The 18,706-nt window shown below is 45.9% G+C and carries 20 protein-coding genes; 10 read left to right on the top strand and 10 right to left on the bottom strand.

Annotated elements, in window-relative coordinates; genetic code table 11:
- Window positions 1-7 precede the first annotated feature (7 nt).
- From ICN20_RS08100 to ICN20_RS08065, 8 genes are all read left to right on the top strand, one after another.
- Window positions 8-634, top strand: a complete 627-nt coding sequence (locus tag ICN20_RS08100) for a 2-hydroxychromene-2-carboxylate isomerase (RefSeq protein ID WP_216239431.1) — start codon at window positions 8-10, stop codon at window positions 632-634.
- Window positions 635-718: 84 nt separating this feature from the next.
- On the top strand, window positions 719-1,294 hold the full coding sequence (locus ICN20_RS08095) for a peptidylprolyl isomerase (RefSeq protein ID WP_216239429.1): 576 nt from the start codon (window positions 719-721) through the stop codon (window positions 1,292-1,294).
- A gap of 24 nt (window positions 1,295-1,318) precedes the next feature.
- The gene (locus ICN20_RS08090) at window positions 1,319-3,145 is read left to right on the top strand and encodes a bifunctional chorismate-binding protein/class IV aminotransferase (RefSeq protein WP_216239428.1); all 1,827 of its coding nucleotides are present in this window, start codon (window positions 1,319-1,321) and stop codon (window positions 3,143-3,145) included.
- A gap of 9 nt (window positions 3,146-3,154) precedes the next feature.
- Window positions 3,155-3,715, top strand: a complete 561-nt coding sequence (locus ICN20_RS08085) for an NUDIX hydrolase (protein WP_216239426.1) — start codon at window positions 3,155-3,157, stop codon at window positions 3,713-3,715.
- Window positions 3,716-3,721: 6 nt separating this feature from the next.
- Window positions 3,722-4,459, top strand: coding sequence for a leucyl/phenylalanyl-tRNA--protein transferase (aat, locus tag ICN20_RS08080; protein WP_216239424.1), 738 nt, complete (start codon window positions 3,722-3,724; stop codon window positions 4,457-4,459).
- Window positions 4,456-5,202: an arginyltransferase gene (locus ICN20_RS08075; RefSeq protein WP_216239420.1), complete on the top strand. Its 747-nt coding sequence runs from the start codon at window positions 4,456-4,458 to the stop codon at window positions 5,200-5,202. Before aat ends, ICN20_RS08075 begins: the two co-directional genes overlap by 4 nt.
- Before the next feature lie 9 nt (window positions 5,203-5,211).
- Window positions 5,212-6,246, top strand: coding sequence for a quinone-dependent dihydroorotate dehydrogenase (locus tag ICN20_RS08070; RefSeq protein WP_216239418.1), 1,035 nt, complete (start codon window positions 5,212-5,214; stop codon window positions 6,244-6,246).
- A gap of 106 nt (window positions 6,247-6,352) precedes the next feature.
- Complete coding sequence (locus ICN20_RS08065) at window positions 6,353-7,180, top strand: IclR family transcriptional regulator (RefSeq protein ID WP_216239416.1); 828 nt, start codon at window positions 6,353-6,355, stop codon at window positions 7,178-7,180.
- 9 nt (window positions 7,181-7,189) lie between these two features.
- Here the strand turns inward: ICN20_RS08065 and ICN20_RS08060 are convergent, their stop codons facing one another.
- Complete coding sequence (locus ICN20_RS08060) at window positions 7,190-8,212, bottom strand: serine hydrolase (RefSeq protein WP_216239415.1); 1,023 nt, start codon at window positions 8,210-8,212, stop codon at window positions 7,190-7,192.
- A gap of 109 nt (window positions 8,213-8,321) precedes the next feature.
- Window positions 8,322-9,209 carry a DMT family transporter gene (locus ICN20_RS08055; RefSeq protein ID WP_216239413.1) on the bottom strand — a complete coding sequence of 296 codons (888 nt, stop codon included), beginning with the start codon at window positions 9,207-9,209 and terminating at the stop codon, window positions 8,322-8,324.
- A gap of 193 nt (window positions 9,210-9,402) precedes the next feature.
- Here ICN20_RS08055 and ICN20_RS08050 point away from each other — a divergent pair, with 193 nt between their 5' ends.
- Entirely contained in the window at window positions 9,403-9,963 is a 561-nt protein-coding gene (locus tag ICN20_RS08050; protein WP_370624537.1) for a phasin family protein, read from the top strand.
- 87 nt (window positions 9,964-10,050) lie between these two features.
- On the opposite strand, the gene ICN20_RS08045 is transcribed toward ICN20_RS08050, so the two are convergent.
- From ICN20_RS08045 to ICN20_RS08015, 7 genes are read right to left on the bottom strand one after another with little or no spacing between them, the layout of a single operon-like run.
- Window positions 10,051-11,031: a tripartite tricarboxylate transporter substrate binding protein gene (locus ICN20_RS08045; protein WP_216239404.1), complete on the bottom strand. Its 981-nt coding sequence runs from the start codon at window positions 11,029-11,031 to the stop codon at window positions 10,051-10,053.
- Window positions 11,032-11,047: 16 nt separating this feature from the next.
- On the bottom strand, window positions 11,048-11,722 hold the full coding sequence (locus tag ICN20_RS08040; protein ID WP_216239400.1) for an RraA family protein: 675 nt from the start codon (window positions 11,720-11,722) through the stop codon (window positions 11,048-11,050).
- Window positions 11,723-11,730: 8 nt separating this feature from the next.
- Complete coding sequence (locus tag ICN20_RS08035; RefSeq protein ID WP_216239398.1) at window positions 11,731-12,750, bottom strand: amidohydrolase family protein; 1,020 nt, start codon at window positions 12,748-12,750, stop codon at window positions 11,731-11,733.
- Between the two features lie 37 nt (window positions 12,751-12,787).
- A complete protein-coding gene (locus tag ICN20_RS08030; RefSeq protein ID WP_216239397.1) occupies window positions 12,788-13,753 on the bottom strand; it encodes a tripartite tricarboxylate transporter substrate binding protein in 966 nt (321 codons plus the stop codon).
- Window positions 13,754-13,758: 5 nt separating this feature from the next.
- Window positions 13,759-14,709 (bottom strand): tripartite tricarboxylate transporter substrate binding protein, encoded by a 951-nt coding sequence (locus tag ICN20_RS08025; protein WP_216239395.1) that lies wholly within the window; start codon window positions 14,707-14,709, stop codon window positions 13,759-13,761.
- Window positions 14,706-15,371, bottom strand: a complete 666-nt coding sequence (locus tag ICN20_RS08020) for an RraA family protein (protein WP_255534693.1) — start codon at window positions 15,369-15,371, stop codon at window positions 14,706-14,708. Before ICN20_RS08020 ends, ICN20_RS08025 begins: the two co-directional genes overlap by 4 nt.
- A 20-nt stretch (window positions 15,372-15,391) precedes the next feature.
- A complete protein-coding gene (locus tag ICN20_RS08015) occupies window positions 15,392-16,360 on the bottom strand; it encodes a tripartite tricarboxylate transporter substrate binding protein (RefSeq protein WP_216239390.1) in 969 nt (322 codons plus the stop codon).
- Window positions 16,361-16,469: 109 nt separating this feature from the next.
- Between ICN20_RS08015 and ICN20_RS08010 the strand changes: the two genes are divergently transcribed.
- Window positions 16,470-16,844 carry a hypothetical protein gene (locus ICN20_RS08010; protein WP_216239387.1) on the top strand — a complete coding sequence of 125 codons (375 nt, stop codon included), beginning with the start codon at window positions 16,470-16,472 and terminating at the stop codon, window positions 16,842-16,844.
- 76 nt (window positions 16,845-16,920) lie between these two features.
- Here ICN20_RS08010 and lpdA read toward each other — a convergent pair whose 3' ends face one another.
- Entirely contained in the window at window positions 16,921-18,702 is a 1,782-nt protein-coding gene (gene lpdA / locus ICN20_RS08005) for a dihydrolipoyl dehydrogenase (protein WP_216239386.1), read from the bottom strand.
- Window positions 18,703-18,706: the final 4 nt, after the last annotated feature.

The raw sequence follows: 18,706 nt of genomic DNA, 5'->3' as shown, positions 1-18,706 counted from the left end.
AGACAATATGAGCACAAAGATTGCGGCCTCCTTCTATTACGATATTGTTTCGCCGTTTGCCTATCTTTACATTAAGCAAAGACAAGTTCTTGAGAGTAAGTTAGATATCAAGCCTGTTCCCATTCTGCTGGGCGGCCTACTTAGAGCCTCTGAGAACAAGGGCCCAGGAGAAGTGGCTGCTAAACGTCCACATACTTATCAGTTCTGCGTATGGCAAGCAGAAAAGTTAGGTATTCCTTTTCGCTTTCCTGAGCACCATCCATTCATGACTGTTGCTGCCCAACGCCTCATGGTAGAAAAGAATGCCGACTGGGCGATGGTTGAGCGCGCCTTTGATTATGTGTGGGTAGAGGGGAAAGACCCCAATTTATCTTGGCCAGAATTTTGCACTTACTTAGGCTTAACGACAGATACACCTAAACCTGAGAGTCCAGAAGTAAAAGCTAAGCTGATTGCCAACACCAATCAAGCCAAAGCCGATGGTGCTTTTGGGGTGCCTGCCTTAATTGTCAACCAACACTGCTTTTGGGGTGTAGACACCATTGACTGGGTTCTTGACTACCTTGCAAGACCTGGCATGTTTGAAGAGGCTTCTTATGCCTATGCCAGCAATGTCCCTAACGGACTAATCTGACGATCCTGAGACGGTTTACCCTTCCTACGTTATTGAGCAATACAATCAAATATCACCTATTTTTATCTTGTTTAAGGAGTTCTAATGCGTAAGCTATTTGCTGCCCTTGTTGTTACCATTTCCTGTTTTGCTAGTCATGCAGCATTTGCAGGGCCAAAGGTGGAATTTAAAACCACGATGGGTAATTTCGTAGTAGAGCTCGATGATGTAAAAGCACCTAAGACAACGGCCAACTTTTTGAATTACGTAAAGAGTGGTTTTTATAACGGCACTATCTTTCATCGCGTGATTGATGGCTTCATGATTCAGGGCGGCGGCTTTACTGCTGACTTAAATCAGAAACCAACAGATGCTCCAGTAGTTTCTGAAGCGCAGAACGGACTGAAGAACAATGTTTATACGATTGCGATGGCTCGTACATCTGATCCGGATTCAGCAACTTCACAGTTCTTCATCAATGTGAAAGACAATGCTGCACTGGACTACCCTAACGCCATGGGTAATGGATATACCGTATTTGGCAAGGTGATCTCTGGCACGCAAACTATTGATGCCATCCGCAAAGTACCAACCATGGTTGCACCTGCTCCGCGCATGGGCAGAATGGCTGATGTTCCAAGCAAGACTGTCACTATCGAATCTGCAACGATTCTGAAGTAAATAGAGCGCTCTAGGTCAGCCGCGATGATTTTGCTCGATGATGCGCAAAGCACCGCGGCCTCACCTACCAGCCGCCTTTATGAGAAGGCCCTTCATAGCTGGCGCGTACTTCCCAGCAACAATCTAGATGAAGATTTAGCAGCAGTCCAAACTAGCTTAGAGGAAATATCAGCCGCATTGGCTAGGGGTGAATTTGTTGTTGCTGCTTTTGCTTATGAATTAGGTAGGCAAATTCATAAGCTACCTCAACGAGCCAACCAGCCAGATAATCACCACCCGCTGATCGAGGCCTGGTCTTTTGCAGACTTCAAAAAATTATCAAAGCAAGATGTAGACCTCTGCATTAAACAAAAGCTAGCTTCTCTTGATCAATCTCAGAGAAATGCTGGGGTGATGGGTATTCAGGAATCCCTGAATGAAGCGCAATTCTCTAGTGATATTGCAGCGATACAGGAGTACATTCGCAATGGTGATACCTACCAGATCAATCACACCTATCGCATCAAAGGCAAAACCTACGGCGCTCCACTTGCACTGTATAGCCGTTTAAGAGATCGACAGCCTGGACGATTTGGTGCGTTTATAGAGCATGATGGAAGCTTTCTTCTATCCCAATCACCAGAACTGTTTATTGCAAGGGACGGTGATACCTTAAAAGCCATGCCAATGAAAGGCACTGCCAGTGCTTTATCTTCGGTGGCAAGCGCCCTATCCGATGACCCAAAGAATCAAGCAGAAAATGTCATGATTGTGGATCTCCTACGCAATGATCTGAGTCGCATCTCTTTGCCAGGCACAGTCACTGTACCCAATTTATTTGAAGTGGCAAGGCATGGCGATGTTTTGCAAATGACTTCCACTGTGCAGGGTCAGATCAAACCTGAAACCTCCTTATTCGATATTTTTAAAGCGGTGTTTCCATGTGGATCTGTGACAGGTGCGCCCAAAAAACGCAGCATGGAAATTATTCAAGAGTTAGAGCCTGAAGATCGTGGCTATTACTGTGGCGCCTTGGGTTGGCTTGACCCAAATGGCAATTTTGCCTTTAGCGTTCCTATTCGGACAGTAGAGATTTATCAGGATGAAGAGTCTCATGCATCTCATTTCACACTTGGCATTGGTGCTGGCATTACGAACGACTCCATTGCCGATCTGGAATGGCAAGAGTGCCGCATTAAAGCTGCATTCCTGATGGATCTTCCGAGCACTACAGGCTTGTTTGAAACCATTGCGATCTCTCAGGGTGAGGCAATGCGACTTGAGGAGCATCTGCAGAGAATGCAAAACTCCGCCCACTCTCTGAGAATTGCTTTCAATTTAGAGAGTGCAAAGAATTTGATTACGAGCACCTGTACATCACTTGATAAAAACCAGTCATATCGACTAAGACTTGATCTGGCGCCTGATGGCGAGCTTTCCGTTGCAAGTGCTGTTATTCACCAAGCAAAAGAACCTGTCAAAATTTTCTGGGCGAAAGATATTCTTCCGGGGAATGTAACGATGTTTTCTGGGGATGCTTTGTTGCATCACAAAATTAGCAATCGCACTCTTTATGATCTCGCATGGCAAGAGGCCGTGAAGCTAGGTGGATTTGATGCCCTGTTTGTGAATGAACAAGGTCTTGTTACTGAAGGTGGCAGGACTAGCATTTTTATCAAACATTCAGGTAGTTCTGAATGGCTCACGCCGCCAGTTTCAGCAGGCCTTCTGCCTGGGGTGATGCGCGCAGCATTGCTTGCCGACCCCTCTCTGAATGCCCGTGAAGCCAACCTGACTATTAAAGATGTTTCAATGGCAGAAGAGATTATTCTTAGCAATGCCCTGCGTGGCGCCATTAAAGCCCACTTTTAGAAAGTCAGTATGAAGTATTGCTCCAACTGCGCCTCTGTATTAACGATCAAAATTCCGGCGGATGATTCGCGCGAGCGTCATGTATGCGAAGCCTGCGGCAGCATTCATTATCAAAATCCTCGTAATGTAGTCGGCAGCATTCCGGTATATGGCAAACAGATTCTTTTATGTCGCCGAGCGATTGAACCACGTCATGGCTTTTGGACCTTGCCTGCTGGATTTATGGAGTTGGGTGAGAGCACTAGTCACGGCGCTGCACGCGAGACCCTTGAAGAAGCCGGGGCAGTCGTGGAAATTGGTCCACTCTACTCATTACTCAATGTGCCCCATGCAGAACAGGTTCACTTGTTCTATCTAGCTAAAATGCCAACCCCGGAGTTTTGTGCTGGCGAAGAGAGTTTAGAAGTGGCGCTCTTTGACGAACATGAAATTCCTTGGGATAAGCTAGCCTTCCCCACCGTTAAGCAAACACTTGAATGGTTCTTTGCAGATCGCGCTGCCGGCATCTTAGATTCAGGCAAAGAGTTTCATGTTCGCAGTCGCGATATTTTGCCATCTGAACGAATTTAAGTCGGCATGAGTCAGATTGCTTGGCTGGGACCTCAGGATCCTTTTCCAAACCCCCTCTTAGAGGCAGATCCTGACCCTAGCGTACCTGGCTTAATTGCAGTCAGTGAACATATTTATCCAGGGCAACTTGCTCGCGCTTATCAGCAGGGTATTTTTCCTTGGTACTCAGATAATCAACCTATCCTCTGGTGGTCGCCAGATCCTAGAATGGTGTTAAAGCCTCAAGAATTTAAATGCAGCGACTCTTTACGGAAAATCATTCGCTCCTTTTGTCAAGATTCCCAATCTCAGATAGTGGTAGACGATGACTTTGGCGCAGTCATACGCTCATGCGCTACTAGCTCCCGCAAAGATCAAGACGGCACCTGGATTACGCACGAAATTATTGATGCCTACACTGCGCTTCATGAACAAGGAAATGCTCATAGCATTGCTGTAATAGAAGATGGTCAACTCACTGGCGGCCTCTATTGCGTATCTTTTGGAGGAATGGTCTTTGGTGAATCCATGTTTAGCCACAAGACTAATGCCTCCAAAATAGCATTAGCCGCCCTCAGCGCTTGGTGTCTGAGTCTTGATATTCGGATGATCGACTGCCAGCAAGAAACAGCCCACCTCCTCTCGTTGGGCGCAGCCCCAATCCCTAGGCAGGCTTTTTTAGAACAACTGCAAATATCCATAAATCAAACTAATATTGAACAATCCTGGACTTTTAATAAAACCATCTTGCTTCACTGGCTATGACCCAGCTTAAAGAACTCCCTCTAACCACACTGCAGTTCTACGCAACTGCGCCATATGCTTGTAGTTATCTTCCAAATAAGACCGCTCGCTCGCAGGTAGCCACGCCATCCCATCTCATTCATGCAGATGTCTACAATGATTTACTCAATGCTGGATTTCGACGCAGTGGTTTGTATACCTATCGACCCTACTGTGATGAATGTAAAGCCTGTATTGCCACACGTCTCCTGGTAAATCAGTTTGAGCCCTCTCGTAGTCAACGTCGCACCCAGAAAAAACATGCCGGCCTTGAAGCCTCTGTTCTCAATCTAGGCTATCAAGAAGAGCACTACCAACTCTATCAAAGCTATCAAACTCAACGGCATGCTGGTGGCGATATGGATAGCGATGATCAAGATCAATACATGCAGTTTTTATTACAAAGTCGAGTGAACTCACGCATTGTCGAGTTTCGCGATGGTCCACACGACTCCCATCCTGGTCGATTGCGTATGGTGAGCATGATCGATATATTGGAGCAAGGCATCTCCTCGGTTTATACCTTTTATGACACTTCAATCCCATCTGCGAGTTATGGCAGCTACAGCATTTTGTGGCAGCTTGAACAAGCCCGCGTACTAGGCCTGCCTTACCTTTATCTTGGTTACTACATCAAGGAAAGCGACAAGATGTCATATAAGGTGAAATTTCAGCCGATGGAGGGTTTGATTGATGATCATTGGCAGCCGCTGTCTGAGTCATAATATCTACCCATGATCGATCGCTACTCCCTTCTACGCCCCTGGCTTTTTTGTATAGACCCAGAAAAAGCACATAACCTCACACTGGGCAATATGGATCGCTTACAGCGCTGGGGATTATTAGAGCGCCTGGTTAGCAAGCCGATTAATGATCCACAAGTACTCTGTGGCATTCAATTTCCGAATCCTGTTGGATTGGCTGCAGGATTAGATAAAGACGGCAAACACATTGATGCACTCGCTGCGCTGGGATTTGGGTTCTTGGAAATCGGTACAGTTACCCCAAAACCACAACCGGGAAATCCCAAGCCACGCATGTTTCGCCTAACTGAAGCTCAGGCCATTATTAATCGCATGGGCTTCAATAATGATGGCGTTGATGCCTGCGTTGCCAGAGTTCGTCGCTCGAAGTTCTGGCAGAACGGTGGTGTACTTGGAATGAATATTGGCAAGAATGCCAGCACACCAATTGAAGAAGCATCGCGTGATTATGTTCTGGCAATGGAAGCAGTCTACGAAATTGCTACTTACATCACCGTTAATATCTCCTCTCCAAACACTCAAAATCTGCGTGCCTTACAAGGCGAAGAAATGCTTCGCGAATTATTGGGAAGTCTGGATGAGGCTAGAAAACGTTTAAGCGATCGCTATGGAGTTCGCAAGCCACTCTTTCTGAAGATTGCACCAGACCTAGATCATGGCGACATCAACTTGATTGCCGATCTTCTGATGGAGTTTGGAATAGATGCGGTGATTGCAACAAATACAACCATCTCGAGAGATGCAGTTCAGGGTATGGAATTTGCTACTGAAGCTGGCGGTCTATCAGGCGCACCGGTACGCATTGCATCGAACGTAGTGATTAAGGCTTTAAAAGCCAGATTAGGTAATGCGCTACCCATCATTGGCGTTGGCGGCATCCTATCGGGCGCCGATGCCCGTGAGAAGGTCATGGCTGGTGCCAGCCTGGTCCAACTCTATAGCGGCCTCATCTATCGCGGCCCAGATCTTGTGAATGAGTGCGCTAAGGCCTTAAGACAGCCTTAATACAGCCTTAGGACAGCCTTAGAAGTACCCTTAATTGCTGGGATAGCCCCCATTAAATGGGATTTCATATTATGCAATTTCATCTGAAATCGCTACAATAAGGGCTATGAACACCAGCAAAACCGTCAAAACTCCTAGATCTACTGGCGAAGTTGGCAAAACTGCCATTCAGGTAGTGGAGCGTATGATGAATCTGCTGGACGCGCTTGCCGATCAAGAGGACTCTAGCAGTCTGAAGAATCTGGCTGAGATCACCGGTTTACACCCTTCCACCGCCCATCGAATTCTGAACGACATGGTTGCCTGCCGCCTGGTTGAGCGTGGCGATGGTGGAACTTATCGTCTAGGTCTAAAGCTTTTAGAACTTGGTAACCTAGTCAAAGCACGTCTCTCGGTTCGTGAGGCTGCTCAACTACCAATGCGCACCCTTCATAAGCTCACCGGTGAAACTGTGAACCTATCTGTGCGCCAAGGTGATGAGATCGTTTACGTTGACCGTGCCTATAGCGAACGCTCAGGCATGCAAGTAGTACGTGCAATTGGTGGCCGTGCCCCATTGCATCTCACATCTGTTGGCAAACTCTTTTTAGCTAGCGATGATCCAGGTCAAGTGCGCGCCTATGTCACTCGCACTGGTTTATCCGGTCACACACGTAATAGCATTACCGAACTAGGCAAACTCGAAACTGAGCTCAATCACGTTCGCAAAGTCGGCAGCGCTCGTGATGATGAAGAATTAGAGCTGGGTGTAAGCTGCTTGGCTGCCGCTATTTTGGATGACACCGGAAAGCTGGTTGCTGGCTTATCTTTGAGTGCCCCAACCGATCGTATTCAGGCAGATTGGCTACGCGCCTTACAAGAAACCGCCCTACAGATATCCAAAGGGATGGGTTTTAAACCCAAGTCTACTGAGCCAGGCTCAGCAAGCCAATAACTCAATCAGTTACATCAGGCGACGTATTGGGTGAGCTCCACCAGAAGGCATACGCTCATACCAATCACGCACACGCACAGCATCAGCAAAACGCGATTGTGTTCCTACGGAATCCAAGAAGACCAATAAAAGTGGCGTGTTATTTACTCTAGCCTGCATTACCAAGCATTTGCCAGCTGCATTAATAAAGCCCGTTTTTTGAAGGCCGATATTCATATCACCAGAGCGCACTAAGCGATTGGTGTTCAAAAATTTCTGTGGGCGTTTTGCAATCACCATCGTTAAGTCAGGCCAAGTAGAGAACTCACGAATGGTTTTGTACTGGTATGCAGCGCTCAGCATGCGCGTGAGATCTTCCGCTGAAGCAACATTCTCACTTAAGAGTCCAGTTGGATCTGCAAAATGGGAGTGATCCATGCCCAACTCTTTTGCTTTGCGGTTCATTGCATCCACAAATGCCGGAATGCCACCTGGATAATTTCTGCCTAAGGTATATGCCGCACGGTTCTCAGAGGACATCAAAGCTAACAACAAAGCTTCTTCACGAGTTAAAACGGTACCACCAGCTAAGCGTGAGGTGCGATAAATATGCACATCATCCGCATTAATAATGAGTGTTTCATCTAGAGGTAATTTGGAATCCAACACCACCATCGCTGTCATTAATTTAGTAATGGAGGCAATCGGTAAGCTCACTGAAGGATTTTTTTCAAAATACACTTCTTTAGTGTCTTGGTTTACCACCATTGCTACGCTTGATTTCAGACTAAGTTCATCGTGTTGGCCACGTAGACCTAATGCAGTTGCAAGAGATGGTCTTGCCGGAATGATGGGTTCAGCTGAACGCGTTACTGTTACACGAACTGTTTTAGGCTTCTTCGCAGTCTTAGCAGTTGTCTTAACAACGACTTTATTGGTAGTTTTGCTCGTCTGCTTATCTTTGCTATTAGCAGCAATGGCGGGTACGCTTACTAAGGTGCCAACAGCAAAAAGTGTCCCCAAGGCGGCAGCCCAAAATCGATTCAAACGCATCCCAAAATACCTTCCAAAACTTTCAACATACGGAATGATAATTAATTTCCCAAGGTAAGGCGGTTTTATTAGCCCCAATCTAGGTAATTCATCCCACTAAAGAAATGCCCTACTCGGCAATCGTCGCTACTGTATTGGTCTGGCGGGCATTTACCAGCACCACACCAGTCATCGTCAAGCACAAGCCTACCGCCATTAGTAATGTGAACGGCTCATCAAACAACATCCAAGCCATTGCAGCAGTTGTCGGGGGTACTAAATAGAGAAAGCTAGTCACTTTAGTGGCAGCTCCCTTTCGAATCATCATAAATAGCAAGCTAATCGATCCAATGGATAAAGGGAAGATGGCCCAAAGCAAGGCGCCGGTGACAGGAAGATTCCAGACCATCTCTCCTGACTCAAATAAATACATACAAATAAAGCACAGCACTGCCGACACACCAAACTGAATAGAGGATCCAGCACGCAGATCAAACACAGGGCAGAATTTCTTTTGGTAGAGCGTTCCAAACGTAATAGATAGAAGCGCAATAAATGCCAATACGTAGCTCACTAAAGGGATGTGTACAAAACCAATCTTCTCGGCCACCACCAAGGCAACGCCTGCAAATCCAAAGCCCAGACCTATCCACTGACGCGGTGTTACCTTTTCTGAAATCCAAGCAGCAAACCATGCCGTGACAATTGGTTGTAGTCCAACAATGATGGCTACCAGCCCTGCTGTCATCCCCAATCTAACTGCAAACCAAACTCCCAGCAAATAGCCAAACTGAAGCAAGATGCCAGCAACGGCGATATGCTTGATTTGTGACCAACTGGGCCAGGTGATTCTCCACACCAGACTCAGGGCTGCCATTGCAGCTAAAACGCCTGCAAATCGCCAAAATAGAAAGGTAGCAGGCTCAACATATGGCATCGCTAAACGCGCAATCACAAAGCCTGTACTCCAAATGAGTACAAATATCGGTGCAATGGCGTTATCGAGCGAGAGCTTCATGGGTAACTTACTGAAAATATTGAGATTTCTTACTGCGCCCCCGATTTTAGGCTCTTTTCGCAAATAGACTTCTCAGATGCATCCAAGGGATAGAATGCTGCAACGCAACATATATGCAATACAATAGTGCAAAGAGAGTACATTAAGCAAAAGCCTTCAATCAGAATAAAGAAACTAGTCAAAGAAAAAAGAGATGGACATGAATTTAACTCCAGAACAAATTGCAGCAGCACAAAAAGCAAACTTAGAGACCTTGAGTGGATTAACCAATCAAGCATTGCAAAGCATTGAAAAATTAGTAGAGCTCAATATGCAGATTGCCAAGCAAAGCTTGAGCGATAGCATGAATAGCGCCAAGAAAGCCTTAGAAGTAAAAGACATTCAACAACTACTCGCCCATCAGGCGGAAGCAGTGCAGCCAATGGCAGAAAAAATTATGGCCTATAGCCGTCATCTTTACGATTTGGCGCATGAAACACAAAATAGCTTCACCGAGTCAGCTGAAAAAGAATTTCAAGACGGTCAAAAGAAAATCAACTCTTTAGTTGAGGAGTGGACAAAAAATGCTCCGGCTGGATCTGATGCTGCTGTACAAGCTATGAAGCAAGCAATTGCTTCTGCGAACAATGTATTTGAAACCAGCCAAAAGGCAGTAAAGCATGCAGTAGAAGTTGCGCAAACCAACCTGAGTGGCGCCACTGAAACAGTATTGAAGACTGCCGAAACAGCGAGCAAAGCAAAAAAGAAGAAATAAGAAATAAATACTGCAGAAAACCTGTCAACGAAAAGCCCCGACAAATCGGGGCTTTTTTATTCCTGTCAGTCTATTCTAGATCTGAGTTTATTCAGCAGTGGCGCCAGATTGTTTCACCAGAAGCTCCCAGTAAGGAATCTCCTTTTTAATGAACGCAGCAAATTGCTCAGGCGTTTGCTCGCCGTTTAACGATCCCATCTTAGACAAGCTCTCGGCCACATCGCCTGACGATAAAGTTTTGTTGATCTCTTTATTTAACTGGTTAACTAGTGCTGTTGGTGTTTTGGCTGGAGCAAAAATTCCATACCAATTTTCTACAACAAATTTGGGGTAGCCAAGCTCTTTCATTGTAGGAACATCTGGCAAATTTTTTGCCCTGACTGCCCCGGTTGTGGCCAGTGCCCTGACCTTACCACTATTGAGATGAGGAACCATTGCGCCAGTGGATTCAAATGCCATAGGCACTTGTCCAGCCAGAACATCAGCAATGGCCGGACCAGATCCTCTGTACGGTATGTGAGTCATATCAAGCTTTTGTTCTAACTTAAGAAGTTCCCCTAAAAGATGATGAGTGCTGCCGCTACCAGGGGAAGCAAAACTATATTTACCAGGCTCCTTTTTAATTAAAGCAATCAACTCTGCAACAGAGTTGGCAGGAACTGATGAATTGACATAGAGCACCATCGGTACCGCAGCGACCTCTGCTACAGGCCTTAAATTAGTAATTGGGTCATTACGAAGCTTGTACAGATTTCGATTAATAACGATGCCGGTGCTATTACCAAGCAATAAAGTGCAACCATCACCAGCAGCACTGCTAACAAATTCAGTACCAATGTTGCCGCTAGCTCCTGTTTTATTTTCAACGATCACACTGACATTCAGCTGCTTAGAGAGTCCGGGGACCAGCATTCTCGCAAGCACATCACTCGCCCCTCCCGGAGGATATGGAGAGACGATTTTGATAACAGGGCATGGATACTGGGCATAAGCCAATGGAGTAGCTAATCCAAAGCAGATTAGGCCAAGAATCTTCAAAAATCTTCTGTGAATGTACGTTGTATTCATATCTGGTTCCTAACTCCTAGCTCTTTAGCATCTGCTCATAGTTAAACTGCTTATCGACTTCAATAATGGATTGACCTGCTCTTAAGGCCTCTACCATTGCTAGCTCTTTTGCAGCAATTGCCTCTGCCTCATCCAAAACATTACAAAGCTTGCCCGCCGGTATTGCTACCACACCATTGACATCAGCAACAATGACATCTCCAGGTAGCACCGGTATATTCCCAACTCTAATAGGAATGTTCCAAGCCTCCTGAACAATTCGACCTCGAGCAGTAATTGGGACTGTACCCCTTGCGTGAACTGGAAAGCCAAACTCTTCGCAGGTATCTACATCACGAACCGCACCATCCACTATCACGCCAGAGATCTTGTTTTTCAAAGCTCCCATTGAAAGAATTTCACCCCAGCAGTTATTGTTCAGATCTCCACGGTTATCAATCACAATGACATCCCCAGGCGACGCGGAAAATATGGCATCGACCCCAAGATGTGCATTGCTTTGCGCTGCACCAGCGGCAATCATGCGTATCGTAATTGCTCTACCAATTACTTTAGTTTTACCCCATTGAGGAACAATGCCAATCACAGCAGCAGCGATTCCAAGCTTATCCAATGCATCACTTAAATTGGAGGTCGCTAGTTTTTCTAAACGCCGCCTATAAAGTTGATCAAACTCTTCAGATGTCATCATGCCCTCAATCAATTTGGAATTCTGTTGTTAATTTTAGAAAATATCTTGCGAGCGTTGCCTTCAAAAATCATTTGTTTTTCTTTATCGCTTAATTTATCAACAGCATTCAGATAACGACGGGTATCATCAAAAAAGAAGCCGGTGTCGGGATCAATATCCTTGACAGCCCCAAAGGTTTCAGATGCAAATAGAATGTTTTTAACTGGAATAACTTCTGTCAGCAGGTTGATACCCGGCTGGTGATAGACACAAGTATCAAAATAAATATTATTAAGAAGCTTCTGGTGAATGTCTGGGATGTCCATATCCTTTGCCAGACCCCTGAATCGACCCCAGTGATAAGGCACCGCCCCACCCCCATGTGGAATTAAGAATCGCAAGGCTGGAAACTGCTCAAACAAATCAGAGGTTAAGCATTGCATAAAAGCTGTCGTATCAGCATTTAAATAATGTGCACCAGTGGTATGAAAACAATCGTTACAGCTTGTGCTCACATGGATCATCGCAGGCACATCCAAGGCGATCATTTCTTTGTAGATCGGATGCCAGTATTCGTGGCTTAGTGGCGGGTCTCGCCAATGTCCGCCAGAGGGATCGGGATTGAGATTAATCCCCACAAAGCCATACTCATTAATGCATTTACGCATCTCAGGAAGGCAAGTGCTGATATCAACGCCTGGTGACTGAGGGAGCATTGCCGCACCAACAAAGTTTTGGGGAAATAATTGCGTTACTCGATAGACCAGTTCATTGCAAAGAGCCGCCCAAGTTGCCGAGGTATTAAAGTCACCAATATGATGGGTCATAAAGCTTGCTTGGGGCGAAAAGATCGTGACATCAATGCCCCGCTCTTTCATTCTAGCCAGCTGATTTAATTCAATTGATTCACGAATTTCATCATCGCTTATTTTTAAATCCGATACTTTAGGACCCAACTCAGGCGTATTTAAGTTAGCCACCTGGTCATCGCGCCAAGCTTTTAAGGCTTTTGGCGCTGTAGTGTAGTGGCCATGACAATCAATAATCATCTAGTATTTCCCTTTAATTCCATTGAACAGCCTTAAGTTAATCCGGTTGAATATTAGCTTCACGTACTAATTTCTCGTACCGCTTACGCTCTGAATTCAAATACGCCGTAAATTGTGCAGTCGTTCCTGGGCTAACTTCACCCCCTACTGAACCCAATCGCTCCATCATCTCTTTGGATTGCAATGCTTTCTCAACCTGGGCATGAAGCATCTTCACAATGGATGGAGGAGTCTTAGCAGGTGCAATTAAGCTATACCAAACAGAAGCTTCAAAACCCGGAAAACCTGACTCCGCTACCGTAGGCACATCCGGAAATAATGGTGAGCGCTTAGAACTCATAACGGCAACAATTTTTAACTTGCCACTTTTGACGTGGGGAGCCACTTCTAACATGTTCACGGCAACCAAATCTAACTGACCCCCAATCAGATCTGTAATTGCTGGGGTACCACCCTTATAGGGCACATGCTTTAAAGAAATTCCCGCTACTTGCTCAAAAAATTTCATTGCCATGTGTGGCGTAGCACCATTTCCCGGCGTTCCATAAGTAATGAAGTCAGGATTGGCTTTTGCTGCTTTAATCAAATCTGATAATTTTTGATACTTACTATCAGCAGAAGTGGCAATCACTACTGGCACCCGCCCAATTAGCGCGATTGGCGTGATGTCTTTATCAATATCAAAAGGTTGCGGTTTGTACAAAGACATATTGGCCGCTAAAGCATTCGCAGCAACCATCAAGGTATAACCATCGGGAGGACTATCGATCAATTGCTTAACCGCAATATTTGTCCCCGCTCCTGGTTTGTTTTCAATCAGTACCGGCTGCCCCACTGAAGCCGACAAGCTTTGCCCCAAAGTCCTAGCCACTAAATCGACAGCACCGCCAGGGGCGTAGCCCACTAAAAATTTAATCGGTTTATTTGGATAGTCCTGCGCCAAAACATTGCTGGAGAATAGCAAGTTAAGGGTAACCAGAAAACTAAAGATGATTTTATGCATCAAAATTACTCTTTAGGTGCCCCTGACATTTTCACAATGCCTTCATAGCGCTTAATTTCAGACTGCGAGAACTTTGTAAATTCAGCGACCGACCCTCCATCGACTTGAGCGCCGATACCCTGAAGACTCTTTCTAACTTCAGGATCTTTCAAAACCTTATTAAATGCCGCATTGAGTTTTTCCGCAATATCCTTTGGTGCACCAGCTGGCAACATCACTCCATACCAAGCATTAGCAACCATCGGTACACCAGCCTCTTTCATTGTTGGCACATTAGGTAGCTCAGGAATACGCTTCTCAGAAGCAACACCCAAAGCCTTTAGTTTGCCGCCTTTGATATTTGCCATGGAACCTGTGTCGAGCATCATGTCGATATGGCCTGCCATCAGATCGACTGCCGCAGGACCGCTACCCTTGTATGGCACATGACGAATATCCAAACCCGTCACCGTTTTAAATTGGGCACCCGCTAGATGTTGTGAGGCGCCAATGCCTGCAGACCCATAAGTGAACTTGCCTGGGTTTTGTTTTGCATCAGTCGTTAAATCTTTTAGGCTATTCCAAGGCGAAGAAGCCGGAACAACCATGATATTTGGAATGGTGCATACCAAAACTACTGGCGTGAAATCTTTAGAGGCATCGAACCCCTGATTTGCAAACAGGTGTGGTCCCGCTGCATTCGTAGAGCTGGTTGCCATCAAAATTGAATAGCCATCTGGCTTATCTTGCAAAAATGCTTGGGTGCCTATATTGCCTCCAGCGCCGCCTTTATTCTCGACAAATACCGAAACACCTAACTCTTTTGTTAGAGGCTGAACCAAGAGACGAGCAACCTGATCCGTTGCTCCACCTGGAGGCCAGGGAACCAAGAACTTAATCGATTTATCAGGATAGGCAGCAAATGAATTTAAAGCTAAGGCGCCTAGCAAGAGCGTAAGAGCTACCCTAAACTTCATAAGACGCCCTTTTGCTTTAGTGCTATATCTATCCATGCATCATCGTATTTGCCATCATGAATAGACTGGATTGTTTTGCGCTCAACACCTTCTTTTTCCTTACCTAGTCGCGCACCTTCCAGCGCTATAGCAGGAGACAACGCAATGATGCCATCACAGTCACCCAAAATTACATCGCCAGGGTGTATCACCATCCCACCGATTGTGACTGGTACATTAATGCTACCCGGGCCATCCTTGAAGGGGCCGCGCATATTGACACCGCGAGCCCAGCATGGGAAGCGATGTTTTTCAAAAGCCTCAAGATCTCGTATTGCTGCATCCAATACGGCGCCAATTGCCCCCCTGGATTTAGCAACCGTCATCATGATTTCGCCAAACAGAGCCCGTGAAATATCGCCACCTCCGTCTACTACCAATACATCGCCCGGCTTCAGAATTTGCAGTGCTTTATGGAGCATTAGGTTATCGCCAGATCGAACACTAACAGTAACTGCGTTGCCACAGACAGCTACTGGTGACTTATTTACCGGCAAGATACCCACTGCGCCTATGGTTCGCCCAAGCACATCACTCACTACTGAAGTGGCTAGCCCAGTTAAAGCTGCAATACCCTCTTTAAAGGCTTCTTTTCTTGGGTTGATTTCATAACCATTATTCATATACATTCCTGTTAAATTTTTTAATCTACTGTTGCGCCCGTGCGCTTAACCAAGGATTCCCAGTAAGGAATCTCTTTATTAATAAATTGTGTAAATTGCTCTGGCGTACCAGCAACATCACTTGACCCCATCTTATTAAGACTTGTTGCTACCTCAGGCTCTTTCATCACCACATTGATCGCTTTATTTAGTCTCGCAATTAAAACTGAGGGGGTTTTGGCTGCCACAAAAACGCCATACCAGTTTTCAATCACAAAACCGCTAAAGCCAAGCTCTTTCATAGTTGGTACGTTAGGAAAGTTTTTTGGCCTTACTGCTCCCGTTGTTGCCAATACCCGAATGCGGCCTGAGGATATTTGTGCAGCAATTGCAGTTGTCGTCTCAAATGCTATTGGCACCTGGCCAGCGAGCACATCTGCCATTGCTGGCCCCTGGCCTCTATAGGGAATATGGGTGAGATCAAGCTGCTTTTCCACCTTCAGCATTTCACCCATGAGATGTTGCGGGCTCCCACTACCACCTGATGCATAGCTATATTTGCCTGGATTATTTTTAATCAACTCAATCAGTTCGCCCACAGTATTTGCTGGTACCGCAGAGTTGACATAAAGCACTAATGGAACTGAGGCAACTTCAGCTACAGCTGCCAAGTCTTTTGAAGGATTGATCTTTAATTTATATAAGTTTTGATTAATCACGACACCAGTGTTATTACCGAGCAATAAGGTGCAACCATCTGAAGCTGAATTTGCAACATACTCAGTCCCAATATTGCTACTAGCTCCACCTTTGTTTTCGACAATCACGTTTGTACCAAGTTGCTTAATCAATCCTGGGACCAACATTCTTGCCAAGATGTCCGTTGTACCCCCTGGTGGGTAAGGCGAAACAAATTTAACTGTTGGGCAAGGGTAGGCACTCTGGGATTTTGCATTCTGCATCGATAGCAATAAGCAAAGTCCCATTACTAAAAATAGCTGTCTCTTCATTATTTATATTCTCTCTTTATTCACCTATCCGAATAAGGCATAGGCTAAGATCTATTCTTTAGTAAAAATATACCTTACTCAGCGCATTTTTATACAAAAACCCATTGAAATGACCAAAAGCCTCAATAGAGACGACTTACTATTAATTACGAAGTCTTTTGATTCAAAAGATAAATGCCCTGACTGCCAGTCACTGAAGTGTGGCGGCTGGGAAAGTGTCCCTGGTGGCTTCATGACAGATTCTCTAGAGTGCATTGGCACCCTTAGGGTAGAAGATGCCCCGGAATGTTGGGAGGAGGATCACCCGATGGGAACCAATATGTGGTCTCAAGATGCTCCTATCTCAATCTCCTATCACCCATACAACAAGTCTGATGTTTATGAATGCAAGCATTGTGGGTGCAAGTACCTTCGATATACAGAGTGCGGGGGCTACTATGTCGATGAGCGCATTCGCGAGCTAAATGCCAATCTTATTTCTTAGCACTCCCTCGTAAAATAGCTTTAATGCAAAAAGCCCCGATCTCTCGGGGCTTTTTCTTTAGTGCACCTGAAGCTGCTTAAGACCTCTTCTTCACTGGCGGCAAGTCGGTGCAATGACCGTGCGCTGCTTCAGCGGCTAATCCAACTGATTCACCTAGCGTTGGATGCGGATGAATCGTTTTACCGATATCTACTGCATCAGCACCCATCTCGATTGCCAAGCACACTTCACCAATTAAATCACCAGCGTGCGTACCCACAATGCCGCCACCAATAATGCGATGAGTTGTGGCATCAAAAATGAGTTTTGTGAAACCTTCATCGCGCCCATTGGCAATCGCACGGCCACTGGCAGCCCAAGGGAACAAGCCCTTCTCATACGCAATACCTTGAGCCTTGCACTGCTCTTCTGTCAAACCAGCCCAAGCTACTTCAGGATCGGTATAGGCAACAGATGGAATTTGTTTGGCATCAAAGTAAGATTTTTCACCAGCGGCAACTTCTGCAGCAACGTGGCCTTCATGCACCGCCTTATGTGCCAACATTGGCTGCCCAACCAAGTCACCAATTGCAAAAATATTGGGGACATTGGTGCGCATTTGTTTATCGACAGAAATAAAGCCACGTTCATCTACTTGAACACCCGCTTTACCAGCATCAATCTTCTTGCCATTCGGAGTGCGCCCTACTGCAACCAATACTAAGTCATAGGTTTTCGGTTCTGCCGGTGCGTTATCGCCTTCAAAGCTCACCTGAATGCCATCGGGCTTTACTTCTGCTTTGGCTGCACGAGTCTTGAGCATGATTTTTTCAAAACGTCCGGCATTAAATTTCTCCCAGACTTTTTCTAAATCACGGTCAGCACCAGCCATGAGACCATCCATCATCTCGGCAATATCAATGCGTGAACCAAGCGTGCTGTAAACAGTTGCCATCTCTAAACCAATAATGCCGCCACCAATGACGAGCATACGCTTAGGAATACTCTTGAGTAATAAGGCGCCGGTACTATCCACAATCCGTGGGTCCTCTGGCAAGAAAGGCAACTTCACAGGCTGACTACCAGCGGCAATGATGGCTTTCTGAAAGCGCACTACTTCTTTTTTGCCAGTGAGATCCTGGCCAGTGCCATCGGTTAACTCTACTTCGACATGGTTTGCATCTAAAAATTTGCCTAGGCCGCGTACTACTTTTACTTTACGAGCTTTTGCCATACCAGCAAGACCGCCAGTCAATTTAGCAATCACAGATTCTTTGTAACCACGCAATTGATCAATCTCAATCTTGGGTGCGCCAAAAGTAATGCCATGCTTAGCCATGGTTTTAACTTCATCCATGACTGAAGTTGTATGCAGCAATGCTTTTGAAGGGATGCAGCCCACGTTTAAGCAAACACCACCCAGTGTTGGATAGCGCTCTACTAAGACGGTATTCATACCCAAGTCAGCACTTCGAAATGCTGCACTATATCCACCAGGGCCGGCGCCAAGTACCAATACTTCGCACTCATGATCTACTTTGCCGTTGTACTGCCCCGCTACTGGTGCGGGTGCTATCGCTGGTGAAGGTGTTGCTGGCGCCGGAGTGGATGCCGTAGCTGGTTTAGCTGCAGGTGCAGCACCACTAGCTTCAATCTCCGCAATCACAGAACCCTTGCTTACTTTGTCGCCTAGCTTAACTGCGATGCTAGTAACAGTGCCTGCAGCATCAGCCGGCACTTCCATAGTCGCTTTATCAGACTCAAGAACTAATAGTGGCTGCTCTTTTTCAATCACATCACCCACTTTAACCAGCACCTCAATCACTGGCACATCTGCATAGTCCCCAATATCCGGAACAAGGATCATTTGCTTTGCCATAGAT

The sequence above is a fragment of the Polynucleobacter sp. JS-Polo-80-F4 genome (assembly GCF_018881965.1).
Lineage (GTDB): Bacteria > Pseudomonadota > Gammaproteobacteria > Burkholderiales > Burkholderiaceae > Polynucleobacter.
The sequence above is the reverse complement of the archived record's forward strand: the minus strand, read 5'-3'. Positions and strand labels throughout refer to the sequence as shown.

What these genes read in the sequence shown, in the direction of transcription:
- ICN20_RS08090 (WP_216239428.1), top strand. Translation starts at nt 1,319, where the DNA reads ATGATTTTGCTCGATGATGCGCAAAGCACCGCGGCCTCACCTACCAGC.
- ICN20_RS08045 (WP_216239404.1), bottom strand. Translation starts at nt 11,031, where the DNA reads ATGAATACAACGTACATTCACAGAAGATTTTTGAAGATTCTTGGCCTA.
- ICN20_RS08035 (WP_216239398.1), bottom strand. Translation starts at nt 12,750, where the DNA reads ATGATTATTGATTGTCATGGCCACTACACTACAGCGCCAAAAGCCTTA.
- ICN20_RS08060 (WP_216239415.1), bottom strand. Translation starts at nt 8,212, where the DNA reads ATGCGTTTGAATCGATTTTGGGCTGCCGCCTTGGGGACACTTTTTGCT.
- ICN20_RS08100 (WP_216239431.1), top strand. Translation starts at nt 8, where the DNA reads ATGAGCACAAAGATTGCGGCCTCCTTCTATTACGATATTGTTTCGCCG.
- ICN20_RS08085 (WP_216239426.1), top strand. Translation starts at nt 3,155, where the DNA reads ATGAAGTATTGCTCCAACTGCGCCTCTGTATTAACGATCAAAATTCCG.
- aat (WP_216239424.1), top strand. Translation starts at nt 3,722, where the DNA reads ATGAGTCAGATTGCTTGGCTGGGACCTCAGGATCCTTTTCCAAACCCC.
- ICN20_RS08020 (WP_255534693.1), bottom strand. Translation starts at nt 15,371, where the DNA reads ATGAATAATGGTTATGAAATCAACCCAAGAAAAGAAGCCTTTAAAGAG.
- ICN20_RS08040 (WP_216239400.1), bottom strand. Translation starts at nt 11,722, where the DNA reads ATGATGACATCTGAAGAGTTTGATCAACTTTATAGGCGGCGTTTAGAA.
- ICN20_RS08065 (WP_216239416.1), top strand. Translation starts at nt 6,353, where the DNA reads ATGAACACCAGCAAAACCGTCAAAACTCCTAGATCTACTGGCGAAGTT.
- ICN20_RS08075 (WP_216239420.1), top strand. Translation starts at nt 4,456, where the DNA reads ATGACCCAGCTTAAAGAACTCCCTCTAACCACACTGCAGTTCTACGCA.
- ICN20_RS08025 (WP_216239395.1), bottom strand. Translation starts at nt 14,709, where the DNA reads ATGAAGTTTAGGGTAGCTCTTACGCTCTTGCTAGGCGCCTTAGCTTTA.
- ICN20_RS08015 (WP_216239390.1), bottom strand. Translation starts at nt 16,360, where the DNA reads ATGAAGAGACAGCTATTTTTAGTAATGGGACTTTGCTTATTGCTATCG.
- ICN20_RS08010 (WP_216239387.1), top strand. Translation starts at nt 16,470, where the DNA reads ATGACCAAAAGCCTCAATAGAGACGACTTACTATTAATTACGAAGTCT.
- ICN20_RS08030 (WP_216239397.1), bottom strand. Translation starts at nt 13,753, where the DNA reads ATGCATAAAATCATCTTTAGTTTTCTGGTTACCCTTAACTTGCTATTC.
- lpdA (WP_216239386.1), bottom strand. Translation starts at nt 18,702, where the DNA reads ATGGCAAAGCAAATGATCCTTGTTCCGGATATTGGGGACTATGCAGAT.
- ICN20_RS08050 (WP_370624537.1), top strand. Translation starts at nt 9,403, where the DNA reads ATGGACATGAATTTAACTCCAGAACAAATTGCAGCAGCACAAAAAGCA.
- ICN20_RS08095 (WP_216239429.1), top strand. Translation starts at nt 719, where the DNA reads ATGCGTAAGCTATTTGCTGCCCTTGTTGTTACCATTTCCTGTTTTGCT.
- ICN20_RS08055 (WP_216239413.1), bottom strand. Translation starts at nt 9,209, where the DNA reads ATGAAGCTCTCGCTCGATAACGCCATTGCACCGATATTTGTACTCATT.
- ICN20_RS08070 (WP_216239418.1), top strand. Translation starts at nt 5,212, where the DNA reads ATGATCGATCGCTACTCCCTTCTACGCCCCTGGCTTTTTTGTATAGAC.